Consider the following 14,528-nt stretch of genomic DNA (forward strand, 5'->3'; position numbering starts at 1 on the left):
GGCAAAGCCGGCAACCAGCGCGCTGCCGAGAATCGAAAACACCCAGAAGATCGGCTTGGGTCGCTCGCCGCCACGCAGAACCCCGAAAATGGCCGTGGACAGAGGCAACAGGCCGATGAAGACGACCGAATGAGCGGAAGTAATGTGTTGAAGGGCCAGTGCCGTCAGCAGGGGGAAGCCGACGACGACACCGAGCGCCACCACAAGCAAGGATAGCAGATCCTGTCGGCCGGGCCTGCGCTGGCGGAAAGACAGGAGAAGGGCGAGGCCCAAAATACCGGCTATTGCGGCACGGGCGACGGTCAGGAATACCGGATCGAATGCCTGCACGGCGACGCGCGTTGCCGGCAGCGACCCGCTGAAAATGACGACACCAGCCAATCCATTGATCCAGCCACTCGTTGATCGGTCCATGACACGCTCCATTCGCTGATGGCTTATGCGCGACGGCAGTTGCGCGGGCCAGTTACGATCCGGTACGATTTGGCGAAACTGTTATGCACCTAGGAGCAGTACGGATGGGGCCTTCCCGGATTGAAATGGTGATGGCGGGGATCAAGCAGCGGATTGCGGGGCGCAGCCTGACGGTGGGCGAAAAGCTGCCTTCGGTCCGCAGCCTCGCCAAAACCATGACTGTGTCGATGTCGACAGTGGTGGAGGCCTATGCGCGTCTCGTTGCGGAAGGGGTGATCCATTCGCGGCCGGGGTCCGGCTTCTTTGTTGCCAACCACACGGCGCCGCTGGCGCTATCTGAAGTCGGGCCCAAGCTGGACCGGGTGATAGATCCCTTCTGGGTCTCACGGCAGTCGCTTGAAGCCAATGATGCCGCGCTAAAGCCCGGATGCGGTTGGCTGCCGCCATCGTGGCTTCCGGAAGACGCCATCCGGCGGGCGCTGCGAACGCTGTCGCGCACTGATGGCCTCTCGCTTTCCGAATATGGTACGCCGCTTGGCCTGCCGGCACTGCGGCAGTTGGTATCGCGGCGACTGGCGGACCGCGGGGTAGATGCATCGCCCGACCAGATCATGCTGACGGAAAGCGGCACCCAGGCCATCGACCTTTTGTGTCGATTTTTGCTGGAGCCGGGCGACACGGTGTTGATCGACGACCCATGCTATTTCAATTTCCAGGCGCTGCTGCGCGCGCACCGGGCGCATCTGGTCAGCGTGCCCTATACCCCCAATGGGCCTGATACCGAGGCCTTTGCCGCGGTGCTCGCGGAGCACAAGCCGCGCCTCTACATCACCAATTCGGGCATTCACAACCCGACCGGTGCGACCCTGTCGCCAGTGGTGGCGCATCGGGTGCTCAAATTGGCGGAAATGCACGGCCTGACGATTATCGAAGACGACATTTTTGCCGACTTCGAGATGACGGCCGCGCCTCGACTGGCAGCGTTCGATGGGCTCGATCGGGTCATTCAGATCGGCAGCTTTTCCAAGACGCTTTCGGCGGCATCGCGGTGTGGATTCGTTGCGGCAAGGCAGGAGTGGATCGAGGGACTGACTGATCTCAAGATTGCGACCAGCTTTGGGGGTGGGCGGCTGAGCGCCGAACTGGCGCTGAACGTGCTGAGCGACAGCGGCTATCGCAAGCATCTCGACGGCCTGCGCAGCAGGCTGGCGAAGGCGAGGCGCGATGTGGAACGGAAGCTGCTTAATCTCGGGATCAAACCCTGGATCGAGCCACAGGCCGGCATGTTCCTCTGGTGCACATTGCCCGATGGTGCAGATGCCGCCGATGTGGCGCGCGGCGCATTGGCGCACAATGTCGTGCTGGCGCCAGGGAACGCCTTTAGCCTTGCCCAGGAGGCGCGGAGTTATATCCGCTTCAATGTTTCCCAATCGGGCGACGAGCGGATTTTTGAGGTGATCGGGGCGGAGCTACGAAAGCCGGCGCACTGAGCGGGGGAGCCGGGCGATTGCGCAAATTGCCAAAGCCGGTCAGATTGCCTCGTCGCAACTCGGGCGAACGCGGGCATGCACACTGTCGTAAAACTCGATGGCTGGTCTTCTCCTGTCGTGCAGGCGGTGACGCACACCATTTTTGGCAGCGATGGCAGCACTCTGATCCAGCCGGACGGCTGCTGGGATTTCGCCATCCTCAAATCGGCGACCGGCACGACGGTGCTGCGGACTGGGCTGACGACATCGGCGGTTACGCATCAGTTTTCGGCGGGCGACGAGATTCTGTCGATTGCCTTCAAGCCCAGCAGCTACATGTCGCTCATGCCGGGCGAGAGGATGCGTGACGAGGGTGTCGTGCTGTCCAACGTCGGTCGTGACCGGTTCTGGCTTGGCAGCGATGTCCTTGAAATCCCGACTTTTGAGACCGTCGACAAGTTCGTTGCCAAGCTAGTCGGTAATGGCATTGTGGAGGACAATAGCCTTGTTGCCTCAGTCGTTTCCGGCCATCCCATGGCGATGTCGGAACGGACGATGCAGCGGCATTTCCTGAGGACCACTGGCCTTACCTACAAGGCGTTTACGCAGATCGAGCGGGCGCAGAAGGCGCTGGACTTGTTGCAGCAGGGCCGCCCGGCCGCCGATGTTGCCTTCGCGCTCGGCTATGCCGATCAGCCGCATATGATCCGCTCTATGAAAGCGATCATGGGCCTGACGCCGGGGCAGATTGCCGCCCGGTAGATTGTCGGAAATCTTCAATCCTGCGGACGGCCTGCTGGCTAGAAAGGATGCACTTTCACCCCAGCAAGGACGCAGCAAATGACCGATATTCGCCCCTTCAAGATCGCCATTCCGGAAGCCCGGCTGACCGACCTGCAGCAGCGGCTGGCCAATACAATTCTGGCCACCGAAGCGCCCGGAGCGGGCTGGAGTGCCGGACCGACCGCCGGTTTTGTGACCGGGATGATCGACCGCCTGCGCATTGGTTTCGACTGGCGTGCGCAGGAGGCTGCGATCAACCAGCATCCGCAATTCATCACCGAGATCGATGGGCATACCATTCACTTTCTGCATGTGAAGGCGGGGACGGCTGATGCCATGCCGCTTCTGCTGCTGCATGGCTGGCCGGGTTCGTTTGTCGAGTTTCTCGACGTCATTGCGCCGCTCACGGCGGCAGGCTTCGATCTGGTTATTCCCTCCCTGCCCGGTTTTGGTTTTTCGGGGCCGACCCGCGAGGCCGGATGGAATGATGGCCGCATCGCTGCAGCTTTGCTCGAGCTGATGTCGCGCCTGGGTTACCAGCGCTTTGGTGTGCAGGGTGGCGATGCGGGGGCGGTGATTGCGCCCGCCATTGCCCGGGCCGCGCCGGATCGGGTGATCGGTGTGCACGTCAATGCCGCCACCATGGGCTTTATTCCGATGGGGCCGATCGAGCCGGAGGATATCGCCACCTTCACTGACGCTGAAAAAGTGCGGCTGCAGCGGTTGCAGCAGTTCATGGCGGAGCGTTTCGGGTTCAATGCGTTGCAATCGAGCCGGCCGCAGACCGTGGCCTACGGGATTTCGGACTCGCCGGCGGGGCTCATTGCATGGCTGGGTGATATGTTCGCCGGCTTTGGCGACGGACCCGAGGCGATTGCCAGGGACAAGTTCCTGACCAATGTGCTTGTTTACTGGTTCACCGGCACCGCGGCGTCATCGATCCGGCTCTACTATGAGAATGCCCATGATCCGGAGGCCTGGAACCCGAAGCCTAATTCGGGCGTGCCGACCGGCGTCGCGGTTTTCGGGCGGGATGAGGTCGCGATCCGGCGTTTTTCCGAGGACGGCAATACCATTGTGCGCTGGACGGAGCTCGACAGCGGCGGTCACTTCGCGGCGCTGGAAGTGCCGCAGGTGTGGGCGGAGGAGGTTGCCAGCTTCTTTGGGAGCCTCAAGTGAGGGGGGGGTGGCGGCGCGAGCCGCCACCTTCAATAGGCGTTCTGGTAGATCGAGAGAATATCCGGCAGGCCAAGGGCGCGAGGATTGTTGTCGATCAGGCGCTTGATGGCGAAAGCCTCTTCGGCCCAGAGCGGGAAATCTTCTGCTTTGGCGCCGTGGCGCGAGAGCTGCATTTCCACACCCAGGTCGCGACACCAGGCGAGCGCGCTGGCGAGGACGATGCGTTCGTCGGCATGGTTGGGGAGGCCGAGGGCTACGAGGATCGCCGCCGTCTTCTCCGGTCGCTCGGTGGCGTTGAAGGCCAGGACGTGAGGGAAGACGATCGCATTGGCGAGGCCATGCGGGAGTTTCAGGCGGGTGCCGAGGGGATAGGCCAGAGCATGGCCGCCGGCGGTGTTCACCGGGCCGAGGCAGATGCCGCCATAGTAGGAGGCGAGCATCATGCCGGCGCGGGCTTCGGTGTCCTGGCCGTTGGCGACGGCGCGGGCGAGGTATTTTCCCACCAGCTCGATGCCGAGAGTAGCGTAACCGTCGATCAGCGGGTGCGACTTGATGTTGGTGAAGGATTCAACGCAATGCGCGAGCGCGTCGATGCCGGTGGCGGCGGTGACGGCTGCGGGAACTGAATAGGTCAGTTCGGGGTCGAGCACGACGATGTCGGCCAGCATGTGCCGGCTTTCGATGGCGAGCTTGGCGAGGGTTTCGGGATTGGTGACGAGGGAGCGGATGCCCGCTTCGGAACCGGTTCCGGAGGTGGTGGGGACCTGGGCAAGCGCAGTGCGGCGGCCCTGAACCTTGTTGACGCCGACGACGTCGAGAATGGACTGCTCGCTATCCCAGAGCACGGCGACGAGTTTTGCTACGTCCATGACGGAGCCACCGCCGAGGCCGATCACGAGATCGGGCTTGAAGGCGCGGGCGGCGGCTAGGACGGTTTCGAAGGCCGGCAGATCGGGCTCGGGCGGGATATCGACGAAGGTTTCGATGGTGCCCTTGAGGCCGATGCGCGAGGCGAAGCCGACGGTGGGCGCCATGGCAACGACGAAGATGCGGCTATAACCATCGGCCCACTCGGCGAGGCGCGAGACGGCGCCGGCACCGATTTCGAGACGCGATGGCTGCAGCAGGGTGATCGGCCGCGCCATGGAGAGGATGGGGTCAGACATGTTCCTCTCCCTCCAGCGCCGCCATCTTGGCCCAGATGAGATCGAGTTCGGCCGGGGTCAGTTCAACCAATGGCGGACGGACGCGGGTCCAGCCGGCGTGGTTGCGGCGCTTGGCCAGCATGGCCTTGATGGTTGGGAGCTGCACATAGGCATTGGAGAGGTCGCGCCAGGCGTTGATGCGGGCCTGGGCGGCATCGACCTTGTCGCTCTGGGAGTCGTCGAACCAGTTGTCAAAGACTACGCGCAGGTGCTTGCCAATGAGATTGGAGCTGGAGGTGATGCACCCTGCCCCGCCCGAGCGCAGCAGCGGCAGCATGAAGGGGTCGGCGCCGGCAAGGACGGAGAAATCCTGGAAGGCAGAGGCGAAGGCCTGCATGCTTTCGATCTTGCCCGAAGAATCTTTCACGCCGACGATGATGCCGGGGAAGGTCTCGCGCAGGCGCGCGGTCAGTTCGAGCGAGATGCCGATCTGGGCGATGGGCGGGATGTGGTAGAGAATGACGCGCAGGTCATTGCTGCCGACGCCTTCGATGAGTTCGGCGTAGAAGCGGAAGAGGCCCTCGTCGCTGACACCCTTGTAGTAGAAGGGCGGCAGGACGACGCAGGCTTTTACGCCTGCTTCGACGGCATGCTTTACGAGCGTAATGCTGTCGGGAACGTTGGTCTGCGAAGTGCCGGGGAGCAGGCGCTGTGGTTCGACGCCGGCGGCGATGACATTTTCCAGCAGTTGCTGGCGCTGGGCGATGCTGAAGGAATTGGCTTCGCCAGTGGTGCCGAGGAGAGCCACACCATCGCAGCCCTCTTCGATGAGCGCCTTGCAGTGCGCGGCGAAGGTGGCGTGATCGGGCGAGCCGTCTTCGAGGACGGGGGTCGCCGAGGCGCAGAAGACGCCGGAGACAGGAAGTTTGGTGGCAGGATTCATCACTTCTTCCCCGAAACTAACCGCCGCGCATAGGCGATGGCGGACTTCATGTTGACGTGGTTGGCCTTGCCGGTGCCGGCAATGTCGAAGGCGGTGCCGTGATCGACCGAGGTGCGGTCGATGGGCAGGCCGAGCGAAACGTTGACGGCGGTATCGAAGGCGACGAGCTTGATCGGGATGTGGCCCTGATCGTGATACTGGGCGACGACAAGATCGAAGGCGCCGGTATAGGCGCGGTGGTAGACCGTGTCGGCGGAGATGGGGCCGACGACATTGATGCCTTCGGCCTTGGCCATGGCGACGGCCGGGACGACCTGCAGGTCGTCTTCATTGCCGAAAAGGCCGCTTTCGCCGCAATGCGGATTGATGCCGGCGACGGCGATGCGCGGATTTTCGTAGCCGATGCGCTTGAGGTGTTCGTTGCCGGTGCGAATGGTCGCGAGAATGCGCTCGGGCGTAGCGCGGTCGATGGCGGTCTTCAGGGACACATGGGTCGAGACGTGAATGACCTTGAGCCGCTCGGAGCCGAGCAGCATCCAGGCCGTTTTCTGGCCAGTCAGGTGCGCCAGCATGCCGGTGTGGCCGTCGTAGTGATGACCGGCCAGGTTCAGCGCTTCCTTATTGATCGGGGCGGTGACGATGCAGCCGATATCACCCGCTTCGGCATCGCGGACCGCCTTTTCGATGAAGCGGAAGGCGGCGTCGCCACCGCGCGGATCGAGCTTGCCCCAAGGGAGCGGGCCGCCTTCGATGGGGAGATCAACAACCACAGCATCGAGATCGAGCGTGGCGCCGACGGCGTCGCGGGCTTTCTCGAGGGTTTCGCGATTGCCATAGATGCGGGTGCGGGCGCGTTCGTCGGCGCTCATTTCCGCGACGGCCTTGACCGAAATCTCGGGGCCGACGCCAGCCGGGTCGCCCATGGTAATGCCGATGATGTCGCTCACGAGTGTTCTCCGTCGATCCATCCCACGGGGAGACGGACATATTTGATGGCGCGCCGGAAGTAGGTGTAGGCGACGTGCAATGCGCCGTCCTCGCCTTCCAGCAGATAGGGATAGGACAGTTCCTTGTTCCGTCCGTCGACGGAATTGTTGGAAAGGCAGGTGCCGGGGCTATCGTCGACTATGCGGCGCAGCGGCCAGGTCTTGCCGCCGTCGCTCGATACGCAAAGCGTCATCGGCGCGCGGGGGACGCCCCAGATCGGCGCGCAGCCGCCGGAGGCGTCGGGGCGATCATCGCCCTCTTCGATTTCATCATAGAGCGACACGCGGCGGTCGGACGAGGTTGCGGCCGAGGTCGGGTTGCAGAGCATGGCCAGACGCCCATCAGCGAGGCGGATGACGTTGATCGAGGAATTGTTGTTGGGCACATCGGTCGGCGCGGGCGCGGACCAGGTGAGACCGCCATCGAGGCTTTCCGAGCGATGGACGAAATCGGACTGGCGGCGGCGGTAGAAGGCGACGAAATGATCGCCATCGAGCGGCACGATGGTCATGTGGACCGAACCGATCGAGCCGGGAACCTCGGACATAGTCCAGGTCTGGCCTTCGTCATGGCTGATCGCCACAGCGGCGGTGTCGTGACTGCCATTCCAGCGTTGGCCGGGACGGGAGATGCAGCGGAAAACCGGCATCATCCAGGCGCCATCATTGCGCTTGATGAAGCGGCCGCGAATGAAGCTGCCGAGCGGCAGGTCGATGGTGCGCGGCTCATCGCCAGCGAGGGTGCCGCCGGAGACGGAAATGGTGCGGGCGCGCAGCAGACACTCGTCCTGATTGCCCGAGGGCTGGGCCGTGTGAAAGAGCTGCCACTGTCCGAGACCGTTGCGCCAGAGAACCGGGTTCTGCTCGGAGCGATCAGGATCGTGACTGAGCCTTACGGACGGACCCCAGCTTTCGGCTCCTGAGACAAGCGTCGTGGCATAGATCGAAATGTCCGACTTGCCTTCGAGCGTGCCGCCGAACCAGAGGCAGGCGAGCGTGCCGTCGTCCAGACGTTCAATGAAAGCGGCATGATTCTGCACCATGGGAGAGGGCAAATATGCCTCTACCCGCTCATCGGCGCCTGCCACTAAACGACCATCCATACGGGCCGCAATTTCCTCCGGCGACATAGCTCTCCCCTTCGTTTGGTTGCGTCAAACTCCACACCTTCACACATGTTGTCAAGTTCATGTTTTGCCAACTTCACAACACACAACAAGCCGTCGGTTCTTTTTATTGTTTGTTTTCAATATGATAAATACGCACTGCGCCAGAGTTTGTCATGTCACTCATTTTTGGTTTGACAACTAATGCTCGAATGGAAATAGTCCCAACCCAAGGAAGGGCCCTGCCCGTCCTCGGAGGAAATATGCATGAGCGCTCCCGCAGCGCCGCTCATGGCACCGTCCAGCTGCGATGGGAGGTTACATTGTTGCTAAAGCCGATTCTGGTCGGCGCCCTGCTGGCGTCCACGACCATTGCCCCTGCCCTGGCGCAGGCCGACACCGACATCACCGTGGTTCTGAGCGAAGAGCTCGATCTCGTCGAACCCTGCATGGCCACGCGCTCCAATATCGGCCGCGTCGTGCTGCAGAATATCAGCGAGACGCTGACCGAACTCGACGTGCGCGGCGACAAGGGCCTCACCTCGCGCCTGGCTGAAAGCTGGGAAGACAAGGGTGACGGCACCTGGCAGTTCAAGCTGCGCCCCGATGTGAAATTCTCGGATGGCTCGGCTTTTGACGCTGCCGACGTTAAGCACTCGTTCGACCGCGTTTTCTCGGACCAGATCACCTGCGAAAGCAAGCGCTACTTCGCTGACACCGCGCTCACCTTCACCGTGGTCGATGACCTGACCATCGATATCAAGGCCGAGCCGGCCCAGCCAGTGCTGCCGCTGCTGATGAGCCTTGTGACCATCGTTCCCTCGGAAACGCCGATGGAATTCGTGCGCGACCCGATCGGCACCGGCCCCTACAAGCTGACCGAATGGACCGCCGGCCAGCAGATCGTGCTCGAACGCCGCGACGACTATTGGGGCGAAGCTCCGGCCGTGACCAAGGCCACCTATGTATTCCGCTCCGAGCCGGCCGTTCGCGCCGCCATGGTGGAAGCCGGTGAAGCCGATATTGCGCCGCAGATCACCGCCGAAGTCGCCAACAACCCGGCGACCGACTTTAGCTATCTCAATTCGGAAACCGTCTATCTGCGCGTTGACAATCAGGACGCTCCGACCACGGACATCCGCGTTCGCAAGGCGCTCAACGCCGCAATCGACCGCGAAGCCTTTATCGGCACTGTCCTGCCGGAAGGCACCGAACTGGCCGTGGCCATGGTGCCGCCAACGACACTCGGCTGGAACCCGGACCTCTCGCCCCCGGCCTATGATCCGGACCAGGCAAAGGCATGGCTTGAAGAAGCCAAGGCCGCTGGCGTCGACACGAGCCTGCCCATCGAAATCATTGCCCGTACCGAAAACTTCCCGAACGTGACGGAAGTGGCCGAGGCGCTGACCGACATGCTGACCGATGTGGGCTTCAATGCCTCGCTGCGCATGGTGGAAGTCGCCGAGCACGAGCAGTATTATTCCAAGCCCTATCCGGAAAGCGAAGGCACCCGTCTGGTTCTTGCCCAGCACGACAATAGCCGCGGCGACCCGGTCTTCTCGATGTTCTTCAAGTATGCGAGCGAAGGCACCCAGTCTGGCGTCAACGATCCCAAGGTCGACGACCTGATCGCCCGCGCTTCGGCTGCCACCGGCGACGAACGCGCCGCCCTCTGGTCCGAGCTGTTCGCCTATGTCCATGATGAGATCGTGGCCGACGTCCTGCTGTTCCACATGGTTGGCCTCAGCCGCGTCAGCGAGCGTCTCGACTTCACCCCGACCATCGCGACCAACCAGCAGCTGCAGTTGAGCGAAATCGGCTTCAAGTAAGACCTGTTCCAGGGTCCAAAACTCGGAAGTGCCGGGGTCTCTCCGGCACTTCATCATTCCAAGCATTTTTCGGGTGACCGGCATGACCAAAATGATCGGACAGCGAGCGATCGCCAGCCTTCTTTCCCTCCTCGGACTGATGATCCTGGTGTTCTTCCTCTCGCGCTTGACCGGCGACCCGGCAGTTCTCTTCCTGCCCATCGACGCAACCGAGGAAATGAAGCAGCAGTTCCGCACCCTGCACGGGCTCGACCTGCCGCTCATCGAACAGTTTGCCCGCTATGTCTGGGACCTGTTGCAGCTCGACTTTGGCGAAAGCCTGCGCAAGGCGCGGCCGGCCATCGATGTCGTGCTGGAGGCATATGCCTGGACGCTGCCGCTGGCGCTGATCACCATGGGTCTCGTCATCTCCTCGGCCATCGTGCTCGGCTCGCTCGCGGCCTTCAATGTCGGCGGGTTCTTTGACCGGCTGGTTTCAATCATCTCGCTGATCGGTGCGTCCGCCCCTGATTTCTGGATCGCCATCGTCGCGATCGTCGTCTTCTCCATCGGCCTTGGCTGGGTTCCCACATCAGGCGTCGGCACGCCGCTCCATTGGGTATTGCCCATTGCCGTGCTGTTCATCCGGCCTTTTGGCCTCGTCGTGCAGGTGGTGCGCGGGTCGATGATTTCGGCGCTCGGGGCGCCCTATGTGAAGACGGCCCGGGCCAAGGGCGTAAAGAACCTGCCGCTGATCTTTGTGCACACGCTGCGCAACGGCATGCTGCCGGTGATCACCGTGATCGGCGACCAGGCTGCGGCTTTGCTCAATGGCGCCGTTATCGTCGAAACGATCTTCGGGTTTCCCGGCGTCGGCAAGCTGATGATCGACTCCATCCTGCAGCGCGACTTCAACGTGGTGCTGGCTGCCATCATGGTCACCGCCGTGGCCATTTTCATCATGAACATCCTGATCGACCTGGCCTATGGCCTGCTCGATCCGCGGATCCGACACTAGGAGGCGATGATGGCAGACGTTTCGCTCGCCAAGACCTCGGCGCAAGACAATGTACGCGGCCCATCCCTGCTGTCCATGCTGTGGCGGGACAAGCTGGCCTTTACCTCGGCCGTGGTGCTGATCATCATCGTGCTGTTCGCAGCGCTCGGGCCCACGCTTCTGGGGGAACTCGCCGCGGACCAGAACCTGCGCGGCCGCAATTTCCCGCCATTCAGCTTCGATCGCGGCTGGGCCTTTTTTCTTGGCGGGGATTCACTCGGCCGCCCCATGCTGGCGCGCCTCGTCGTTGCGGCGCATTCGACTATGCTGATTGCATCGGGGACGGTGCTTGCGGCGCTGATCGTGGGCGCCGGGCTCGGGCTTGTCGCGGGCTATATGGGCAAGAACACCTCGCAGGTGATCATGCGGCTGGCCGACGTCATCATGTCGTTCCCCTCGCTGCTGATCGCGGTGGTGGTGCTCTATGTGCTGGGGCCGTCGATCCCCAATATGATCCTCGTTCTCGCCATCACCCGCATTCCGATTTATCTGCGCACGACCCGCGCCGAAGTTCTGGAAGTGCGCGAGCGCATGTTCGTGCAGGCGGCGACGGTGATGGGGGCGAGCCATGCCCGCATTATCCTGCGGCACATCCTGCCCGTGGTGGCGCCGACGCTGGTGACCATTGCGACGCTCGATTTCGCCTTCGTCATGCTGGCCGAGTCGTCGCTGTCGTTCCTCGGCATCGGCGTGCAGCCGCCTGACATTACCTGGGGCCTGATGGTTGCGCAGGGCCGGCCTTACCTCAACACCGCCTGGTGGCTGGCCTTCTGGCCGGGTTTGATGATCGTCATCACCGCCCTGTCGCTGAACCTGCTGTCGAACTGGATGCGCATTGCGCTCGACCCCGCCCAGCGCTGGCGCCTGGAAGCAAGGAAGACCAAGAATGTCTGAGCCCCTTCTGAGTGTTCGCAACCTCTCGGTCGATTTCCACACCGCTCGCGGCACCGTCAACGCGGTGAAGAATGTGAGCTGGTCCATCGGGCGCGGCGAGACGCTGGCGATCCTGGGCGAAAGCGGCTCGGGCAAGTCGGTCTCGGCCAATGCGGTGATGAACCTGCTCGATATTCCGCCGGCAGAAATCGTCTCGGGTGAGATTTTCTATGAGGGTGAGGACCTGCTAAAGGTCTCTTACGAAAAGCACCGGGCGCTGAATGGCAAGAAGATCGCCATGATCTTCCAGGACCCGCTGGGCCATCTCAATCCCGTCTACACGGTGGGCTGGCAGATCATCGAGATGATGACCGCCCATGGTCGCCCGGCCGACATGGCGCGGGCTCGGGCCATGGAGCTGATTATCCGGGTCGGCATTCCTGAGCCTGAAAAGGCGATGCACAAATATCCGCATCAGTTTTCCGGCGGCCAGCGCCAGCGCCTCATGATCGCCATGGCGCTGATGCTGAAGCCCGACATTCTGATTGCCGATGAGCCGACTACGGCGCTCGACGTGACCATTCAGGCCGAGGTGTTGGCGCTGCTCAAGGAATTGCAGGCCGAGACCGGCATGGCGCTGGTGCTGATTACTCATGACCTTGGCGTTGTGGCCGAGATCGCCGACCGCGTCGTGGTGATGAACAAAGGCGAGATTGTCGAGGCGGGTTCGGTTCGTGATGTCTATCATAGCCCCAAGCACCCCTACACCAAGAAGCTGATCGATGCGGCGCCCGGCAAGGGCGAGATCAAATTGCTCGACCAGACTGCGCCGCTGCTGCTCGATGCCAAGAAGCTCTGCAAGACTTATGGCAACTTTGCTGCGCTCAAAGATGTGTCGCTGACACTGGCACGGGGGCAGAGCCTTGCGGTCGTGGGCGAAAGCGGCTCGGGCAAATCGACATTGGCGCGCACCCTGCTGCGGCTTGAAGAGGCCGATAGCGGCGAGGCGTTCTGGAAGGGACGCGACCTGATCAGCATGGGGCGGAGCGAGCTGCTTGGCGTGCGCCGACAGATCCAGATGGTTTTCCAGGACCCGACCCAATCGCTCAATCCGCGCATGTCGGTCTATCACCTGATCGCCGAAGGCTGGGACATTCACAAGCTCATGCCCGACCGCAGCAAGCGCCGGGCGCGCGTGATCGAATTGCTCGAGCAGGTCGGCCTTTCGGCCGAACATGTCGACCGCTATCCGCACCAGTTTTCGGGCGGGCAACGCCAGCGTATCGCCATTGCACGGGCGCTGGCGCTCGAGCCGGAACTGATCATCTGTGACGAGGCGGTTTCCGCGCTCGACGTTTCCATCCAGGCGCAGGTGATCGCGCTGCTCGATGGTCTGCGCCAGCGGCTCGGCATCTCGTTCCTGTTCATCGCGCATGATCTTGGCGTGGTGCGGGACTTTGCCGATACGGTCATCGTCATGAAGGCCGGGGAGATCGTCGAACACGGACCGACTGCGCAGATTTTCGATGCGCCGCAGCATCCCTATACGCAGCGATTGCTGGCGGCCAATCTCGATCCCGATCCGGATGTGCAGGCACAAAGGCGGGCAGCGCTGACCCATGCTTGAACGGGCGATCATAGCCGACGACCTGACCGGCGCATTGGACGCAGCAGCGCCCTTTGCGATGCGCGGGATTTCGACGGTTGTGGCGCTCAACGTTTTCGCCCTGCCACAGGCTCTGGCCACTGGCGCCGAGATCGTGAGCGTTTCGACAGATAGCCGGGAGATTTCGCCTGAAGCCGCGACGGCGGCTGTCGGCGAGGCAATTGCGGCGCTGCCTGTAGGGACGCCCTTGTTCAAGAAGGTCGACTCTCGTCTCAAGGGCAATATCGAGGCCGAGCTTGATGCCATACCGCACCAGAAAAGCCTCGTCGTTCCGGCTATTCCGGCCTTTGGGCGATGGATGAAGGATGGCCAGATCGGCGGTTTTGGCGTTGCCGAAGCTATCGATGTTGCAAAGCGGCTTGGCCGGCATGCTGCCGCTGCCATTGTGCCCGATATCGCCGAACAGGCTGACATCGATGGCGCACTGCAGGAAGCATTTGACCTGCCCATCGGCGCGCGCGGACTTGCCGAGGCCATGGCGAAAGCGATGGCGCCCGATGGCGAGGCGGCGGACATTTGTTTTCCCGAAGGTCGCGCCTATTGCGTCATTGGCTCGACCGATCCAATCACACTGGCCCAGCTCGACCGCTTGCGCGGGAGCACGGCCGATATCGCCTATATTCCGGCGCCGAACGGGGTTGCGGACAAGGCAGCTCGCGCCGCTCCGCTGACCATTGTCCAGGCTATTCCCGGCACCTCGCCTGCCGATGGCAAGACTGTCGCTGCCGCCCTGGGCGAGACCCTCGCCACCCTTTCCCCGCCTCCGGGCTCGCTGCTTGTCCTCTCGGGCGGAGCGACGGCGCAGGTCATTCTCGAGCGACTGGGCATCTCGGTGCTCGAACTCCTGGGGGAAGCCCTGCCCGGCCTGCCCATCGCCCGGGCGGGAGGCTTGACTGTCGTCACCAAATCGGGCGGTTTTGGCGATCCAGACACGTTGTCCACCCTATTCGCCCCATATCTCAGCGCCGGGAGCCCAGTGCAAAGCCATGTCCGATAGCCTCACCGGGCGGCGCAGCCTCTCCGAAACGGTTTTTGACCGCATCCAGCGCTCCATCAAATCCGGCGCCTATGCCGTGGACGAACGCCTGCCGACAGAGCA

Annotated in this window: 13 protein-coding genes and 1 pseudogene; 9 read left to right on the top strand and 5 right to left on the bottom strand. The window is 62.6% G+C overall.

The window, feature by feature from the left end:
- The coding region (locus ABW043_RS20045; RefSeq protein WP_353922962.1) for an EamA family transporter at nt 1-414 on the bottom strand (414 nt) is incomplete at its 3' end.
- Between the two features lie 104 nt (nt 415-518).
- Here ABW043_RS20045 and ABW043_RS20050 point away from each other — a divergent pair.
- The 3 genes from ABW043_RS20050 (at nt 519) to ABW043_RS20060 (ending at nt 3,845) form a co-directional block, all read left to right on the top strand.
- Nucleotides 519-1,904, top strand: a complete 1,386-nt coding sequence (locus tag ABW043_RS20050; RefSeq protein ID WP_502908682.1) for an aminotransferase-like domain-containing protein — start codon at nt 519-521, stop codon at nt 1,902-1,904.
- Between the two features lie 75 nt (nt 1,905-1,979).
- On the top strand, nt 1,980-2,645 hold the full coding sequence (locus ABW043_RS20055) for a helix-turn-helix domain-containing protein (protein ID WP_353922964.1): 666 nt from the start codon (nt 1,980-1,982) through the stop codon (nt 2,643-2,645).
- A gap of 78 nt (nt 2,646-2,723) precedes the next feature.
- Entirely contained in the window at nt 2,724-3,845 is a 1,122-nt protein-coding gene (locus ABW043_RS20060) for an epoxide hydrolase family protein (protein ID WP_353922965.1), read from the top strand.
- Nucleotides 3,846-3,874: 29 nt separating this feature from the next.
- On the opposite strand, the gene ABW043_RS20065 is transcribed toward ABW043_RS20060, so the two are convergent.
- From ABW043_RS20065 to ABW043_RS20080, 4 genes are read right to left on the bottom strand one after another with little or no spacing between them, the layout of a single operon-like run.
- Nucleotides 3,875-5,011: an iron-containing alcohol dehydrogenase gene (locus ABW043_RS20065; RefSeq protein WP_353922966.1), complete on the bottom strand. Its 1,137-nt coding sequence runs from the start codon at nt 5,009-5,011 to the stop codon at nt 3,875-3,877.
- Nucleotides 5,004-5,933: a dihydrodipicolinate synthase family protein gene (locus ABW043_RS20070; protein ID WP_353922967.1), complete on the bottom strand. Its 930-nt coding sequence runs from the start codon at nt 5,931-5,933 to the stop codon at nt 5,004-5,006. The genes ABW043_RS20065 and ABW043_RS20070 overlap by 8 nt, the downstream gene beginning before the upstream one ends.
- Nucleotides 5,933-6,880 (bottom strand): 4-hydroxythreonine-4-phosphate dehydrogenase PdxA, encoded by a 948-nt coding sequence (gene pdxA, locus ABW043_RS20075; protein ID WP_353922968.1) that lies wholly within the window; start codon nt 6,878-6,880, stop codon nt 5,933-5,935. The genes ABW043_RS20070 and pdxA overlap by 1 nt, the downstream gene beginning before the upstream one ends.
- Entirely contained in the window at nt 6,877-8,049 is a 1,173-nt protein-coding gene (locus ABW043_RS20080; RefSeq protein ID WP_353922969.1) for a sialidase family protein, read from the bottom strand. Before ABW043_RS20080 ends, pdxA begins: the two co-directional genes overlap by 4 nt.
- 302 nt (nt 8,050-8,351) lie before the next feature.
- Here ABW043_RS20080 and ABW043_RS20085 point away from each other — a divergent pair, with 302 nt between their 5' ends.
- The 6 genes and pseudogenes from ABW043_RS20085 to ABW043_RS20110 form a co-directional block, all read left to right on the top strand.
- On the top strand, nt 8,352-9,854 hold the full coding sequence (locus tag ABW043_RS20085) for an ABC transporter substrate-binding protein (protein ID WP_353922974.1): 1,503 nt from the start codon (nt 8,352-8,354) through the stop codon (nt 9,852-9,854).
- A gap of 82 nt (nt 9,855-9,936) precedes the next feature.
- The gene (locus tag ABW043_RS20090; RefSeq protein WP_353922970.1) at nt 9,937-10,851 is read left to right on the top strand and encodes an ABC transporter permease; all 915 of its coding nucleotides are present in this window, start codon (nt 9,937-9,939) and stop codon (nt 10,849-10,851) included.
- A gap of 9 nt (nt 10,852-10,860) precedes the next feature.
- Nucleotides 10,861-11,784: an ABC transporter permease gene (locus tag ABW043_RS20095; protein ID WP_353922971.1), complete on the top strand. Its 924-nt coding sequence runs from the start codon at nt 10,861-10,863 to the stop codon at nt 11,782-11,784.
- Nucleotides 11,777-13,390: an ABC transporter ATP-binding protein gene (locus tag ABW043_RS20100; RefSeq protein WP_353922972.1), complete on the top strand. Its 1,614-nt coding sequence runs from the start codon at nt 11,777-11,779 to the stop codon at nt 13,388-13,390. Before ABW043_RS20095 ends, ABW043_RS20100 begins: the two co-directional genes overlap by 8 nt.
- Complete coding sequence (locus ABW043_RS20105) at nt 13,383-14,426, top strand: four-carbon acid sugar kinase family protein (RefSeq protein ID WP_353922973.1); 1,044 nt, start codon at nt 13,383-13,385, stop codon at nt 14,424-14,426. Before ABW043_RS20100 ends, ABW043_RS20105 begins: the two co-directional genes overlap by 8 nt.
- Nucleotides 14,416-14,528, top strand: a pseudogene (locus tag ABW043_RS20110) (GntR family transcriptional regulator); the annotation flags it as partial. The gene ABW043_RS20105 and the pseudogene ABW043_RS20110, both read left to right, overlap by 11 nt.

Origin of the sequence: Devosia sp., from assembly GCF_040509215.1 — a bacterium.
Taxonomy (GTDB): Bacteria; Pseudomonadota; Alphaproteobacteria; order Rhizobiales; family Devosiaceae; genus Devosia.

What these genes read in the sequence shown, in the direction of transcription:
- ABW043_RS20100 (WP_353922972.1), top strand. Translation starts at nt 11,777, where the DNA reads ATGTCTGAGCCCCTTCTGAGTGTTCGCAACCTCTCGGTCGATTTCCAC.
- ABW043_RS20090 (WP_353922970.1), top strand. Translation starts at nt 9,937, where the DNA reads ATGACCAAAATGATCGGACAGCGAGCGATCGCCAGCCTTCTTTCCCTC.
- ABW043_RS20105 (WP_353922973.1), top strand. Translation starts at nt 13,383, where the DNA reads ATGCTTGAACGGGCGATCATAGCCGACGACCTGACCGGCGCATTGGAC.
- ABW043_RS20060 (WP_353922965.1), top strand. Translation starts at nt 2,724, where the DNA reads ATGACCGATATTCGCCCCTTCAAGATCGCCATTCCGGAAGCCCGGCTG.
- ABW043_RS20050 (WP_502908682.1), top strand. Translation starts at nt 519, where the DNA reads ATGGGGCCTTCCCGGATTGAAATGGTGATGGCGGGGATCAAGCAGCGG.
- ABW043_RS20095 (WP_353922971.1), top strand. Translation starts at nt 10,861, where the DNA reads ATGGCAGACGTTTCGCTCGCCAAGACCTCGGCGCAAGACAATGTACGC.
- ABW043_RS20055 (WP_353922964.1), top strand. Translation starts at nt 1,980, where the DNA reads ATGCACACTGTCGTAAAACTCGATGGCTGGTCTTCTCCTGTCGTGCAG.
- ABW043_RS20065 (WP_353922966.1), bottom strand. Translation starts at nt 5,011, where the DNA reads ATGTCTGACCCCATCCTCTCCATGGCGCGGCCGATCACCCTGCTGCAG.
- ABW043_RS20070 (WP_353922967.1), bottom strand. Translation starts at nt 5,933, where the DNA reads ATGAATCCTGCCACCAAACTTCCTGTCTCCGGCGTCTTCTGCGCCTCG.
- ABW043_RS20080 (WP_353922969.1), bottom strand. Translation starts at nt 8,049, where the DNA reads ATGTCGCCGGAGGAAATTGCGGCCCGTATGGATGGTCGTTTAGTGGCA.